Origin of the sequence: Oligoflexus sp. (assembly GCF_035638955.1) — a bacterium.
Lineage (GTDB): Bacteria > Bdellovibrionota_B > Oligoflexia > Oligoflexales > Oligoflexaceae > Oligoflexus.
On record NZ_DASQYZ010000052.1, the window covers coordinates 1 to 2,274 of the forward strand.

3 protein-coding genes are annotated in these 2,274 nt (G+C 46.1%); 2 read left to right on the top strand and 1 reads right to left on the bottom strand.

Annotation, left to right across the window (positions count from 1 at the left end):
- The coding region (locus VE954_RS05430; protein ID WP_324950473.1) for a hypothetical protein at window positions 1–245 on the top strand (245 nt) is incomplete at its 5' end.
- An 84-nt stretch (window positions 246–329) separates the two neighbouring features.
- Entirely contained in the window at window positions 330–647 is a 318-nt protein-coding gene (locus tag VE954_RS44115; RefSeq protein WP_414698972.1) for a DDE-type integrase/transposase/recombinase, read from the top strand.
- A 94-nt stretch (window positions 648–741) separates the two neighbouring features.
- Here the strand turns inward: VE954_RS44115 and VE954_RS05435 are convergent, their stop codons facing one another.
- Window positions 742–1,572: a substrate-binding periplasmic protein gene (locus tag VE954_RS05435; protein ID WP_324950476.1), complete on the bottom strand. Its 831-nt coding sequence runs from the start codon at window positions 1,570–1,572 to the stop codon at window positions 742–744.
- Window positions 1,573–2,274: the final 702 nt, after the last annotated feature.

The following is a 2,274-nucleotide window of genomic DNA, read 5'->3' on the forward strand; positions in this document are numbered from 1 at the left end:
AACACGGCATATCCAACAGCCTCCTTCACTCCTGGAAAAAGAAGTTCCCTCCCAAGTCCTTTGCTCTTGTCGAAATCAAAACCCCAGAACCAAAAGACATCAGCTCCACCATACAACCAACGCCTATCGAGATGGCTGTTCATCAAGGCATCCGAGTGATCGTTCAAAAAAGAATCGTTGTGGAGTTTCCTCTAACAGCCGAACCGAGTGCGATCGCGCTGTTCGTCAAGGCGCTGGAAGGGTGAAAACATGCGCGATGCCCGATCATATTTCAGAAATATACCTGCATAAGAAATTTGTCGATATGAGGAAAAATATAAACGGCCTCAGTGAGGGCCATCAGGTCAAACGATGAGCCGGTAAAAATCACTATCGACAAAAGCGGAGCCAACGCTTCTGGCATCGAAACCTATAATGACGACGAAGGCACTGACATCGAAATTCGTCAGAACAAATATTTGAACAACATTATCGAGCAGGACCATAGGCCCATCAAACAGCTATGCAGAGCCACGTTGGGATTCAAGAGGTTTCGAACTGCAAGGATTACAATTGGCGGTTTTGAGTCGATGAGGATCATTCGAAAGCGGCAGGTCAGAGCAGAGGGTAATACCACTGCTGAGACCTTCTATTCAGTCGCTGCATGATTGCTCGCAAATCCAGACATTTTCTTGCTCAGAGTTCGCAAACGCAACAAAGCCCTATTTTCTTGTGCCATTGAACGTTAGAGCATGAAGACAATCACAAACAATCTTTTGGGCGACTTTTCTTAAGAAATTTACAATCGATAGGCTGATACATCGACCGGTCCAGACGGTAGAGTTGGTGGTACTTTTGATAGATTTTCTCAAACGTACCATTGCGGTAAATTTCTTCAATCCCTCGCTCAAATTTTATTCGAAGGGCGTCCGATTTGAAAGCAAACCAATAAAAATTGCCTGGTCCCAAAATATCGTGATAAGCGACGAGAGGCTCTTCTTTGGCAGCATCCTTCGACTGTCTGACAAGCCAGTACCTAAATATATTGGCTTCGGAGATTATTACGTCGGTGCGATCGGCGAATAGCATGCGAGAAGGTAGATAGCTGGAAAACTCTTTATAACGTGCATTTCCAGCTGCCATCTTTTCAAACTCTGGGCCAAGATATTTAGATGCATCATTAAAAGCCACAATTCGATATTCGGCTAAATCAGCGATCGAGCTAATTTTTGGCACCTTGTGTTTTAGGCTTATTGCAACGTTATAAAATCTAACGACTGGCCAGGATGAAAGAAAACCTTTCCATTTTCCATTCGGCTTCGCAGCAGTTACCATCTCAACTTCGCCGGAGTTGAAAGCATTCAGCACTCTGGCATGGATAATTCTCACGAATTTTGCAGTAACATCTTGCGTTGCAAGTGCGCTTTGGATGATGTCCAAAGTCCAGCCCGTAGCGTTCTCAGCTATGTAGGGTGGTGCTGAACCATCGATCGCGACAATAGCAACTTCTGAAGCATTGCATGGCGCTAATGGCAGTATAAACGACCAGCTGAAAACCACTGCTGTGCAGATTTTAGCCCGTTCTAAATTCATGCATGACTCCAGCCAGGAATTTCTATTGCCGTAAAATTCATTTAGTCAATACTTCCCAAAGCATAAGAAAAAAACCTGTTTTCGTCAAAAGTTTCGAAATTTCTGGTGACTTACTGGGCGTGCCACGAACTCGGCCTAGCGGCTTCTCGTGATTATGGACAGGAACTCATACGATATGATCACCCCCTGGCTCAACCAGGCAATTGCCATCCTCATCGGGGAACGTAAGCCAAAAGCCTGAACCGAGCTGGAAAGCAAGTGTGCGGGCAAAGCCGTTCTCGTCGGCACGTGGCAGTAAACTGCATTTTTACTCCCTTATTATCCGCCCAGGATGATAAGTTAAGCATGAATGTTCACTGATAACTCTGGGGACTACTCCTGTGCCCATTATTTGTACTATTCTTGTTACCCTGGTGCTTCTTGGAAGCGCGTCGGGTTGGGCTACGACCCAAGTTGAACTTTTCACACCCTATGATTTCGCTCCATTCGTCATGGATCGTGCCGCCCAAAAAGGCCTGATTGCGGTCCCCCAAGTCATCTCATGAAGAGCGTAGTGCGGGAAATTTGAGGATGGGTCCAGCAGCCGGACAGCCTCCTGATACAATTGACGGTATTATTCGCTGGTGAATCTGCTCTTATTGACATGTAAAGTCATCCCAAATGTGCCTGGAAATTGGGGGGGTCGGCATGTCGGTTCGCCAT